The organism is Micromonospora arida (assembly GCF_003857035.1).
Classification (GTDB): domain Bacteria; phylum Actinomycetota; class Actinomycetes; order Mycobacteriales; family Micromonosporaceae; genus Micromonospora; species Micromonospora arida.
In genome coordinates this window covers 1-1,091 of record NZ_QGSY01000257.1, presented here as the reverse complement: position 1 = coordinate 1,091, position 1,091 = coordinate 1, and the positions used below count along the sequence as shown (strand labels likewise).

General features: G+C 70.2%; 2 protein-coding genes. One reads left to right on the top strand and one right to left on the bottom strand.

Annotated elements, in window-relative coordinates:
* Window positions 1–421: 421 nt before the first annotated feature.
* A complete protein-coding gene (locus DLJ58_RS25720; RefSeq protein ID WP_425271347.1) occupies window positions 422–634 on the bottom strand; it encodes a GntR family transcriptional regulator in 213 nt (70 codons plus the stop codon).
* A gap of 213 nt (window positions 635–847) precedes the next feature.
* Here DLJ58_RS25720 and DLJ58_RS34940 point away from each other — a divergent pair, with 213 nt between their 5' ends.
* Window positions 848–1,081, top strand: a complete 234-nt coding sequence (locus DLJ58_RS34940; RefSeq protein ID WP_279635910.1) for an iron chelate uptake ABC transporter family permease subunit — start codon at window positions 848–850, stop codon at window positions 1,079–1,081.
* Window positions 1,082–1,091 lie beyond the last annotated feature (10 nt).

The following is a 1,091-nucleotide window of genomic DNA, read 5'->3' as shown; positions in this document are numbered from 1 at the left end:
CCCAACGACTCACCCGCAGCCCGACCCAACCCAATCTGCTCCCGCTCCAACGGACTCAACCTCGACGCCATAACCACCCCAACGAAGATCACCAAAAGGGGTGTTGCAACCACCGGTTGAGCCCGCCGCGCGAACGGAAAGTGTCCAAGATCTGCGGGTGCGGAACGCGGAGATGCCGCTGGCCGGCATCCCGGGTTGGGGGTGCCGGCCAGCGATCGGTGTCGTGCGGTGGTGCTGCCGTGCGGTGGTGCTGGTCTTCGGTGGTGTTGTGGTGGTGCTGGGGTCAGCTGTTCCAGTGCTGGGCGACCAGGTCGGTGGCCTGCTGCTCCCACTGGGCGTAGGCGTCCGGGTAGGCCGACACCTGCACGGTCTGCGCGGGTTTCGCGGAAACGCAGTCAGCGGAGAGCGGCGGGCGCGGCGGTCACTCGGCCACGTAGACGCCGGAGCCGACCACGCCCACCACCAGGCCGCGCGCTTTGAGAGCGTCGATCGCGCGGGCCACCGTGCGCCGGGCGCTGCCGTACTCAGCCGATAGGGCGGCGTAGGACGGCAGGCGCGCGCCGGGCGCAAACTCGCGCTGACCTATTCGGCGCGCTAGGTCGGCCTCGATTTGCGCCGCAGTGTGAGGGATCACGGGTGGCATTCTCCGGCGTACCCGTCCGCGTACCGCTTGCACTCCCTAGCCCGCTTGCACAGGCTGACATGATTGCCCACCTGGCACAGGTGGCACTAGCGTGAGGGGTTCAGCGCGGTACGTGAGCGGACGGGATGGTGACGACATGGCGCGGCACAGACCACCGGTGATCCGTACAGGTCCGGTGCATCGGCGTGATTGGAGTTGGGAGGCATGGGGGCGGCGGTGCACGTGCGGGCTCCCGTGGAAGTGTCCAGATGCGGGCACCGTGCCGCCCCCGGCCGAGCCGTCGGGGCGGGTGGTGGGCCGGTACCCGGTTGCCGGGCCGACCGGGCGGGCCGGCGCCTGTTCGCACCCCCCCAGCTACCCGCCGGTGTGCTGACCGCCGCGATCGGCGGCCCGTACCTGATCTTCCTGCTGCTGCGTGGCCGGCGGCGGTCGTCGTGACGCCTCAAGG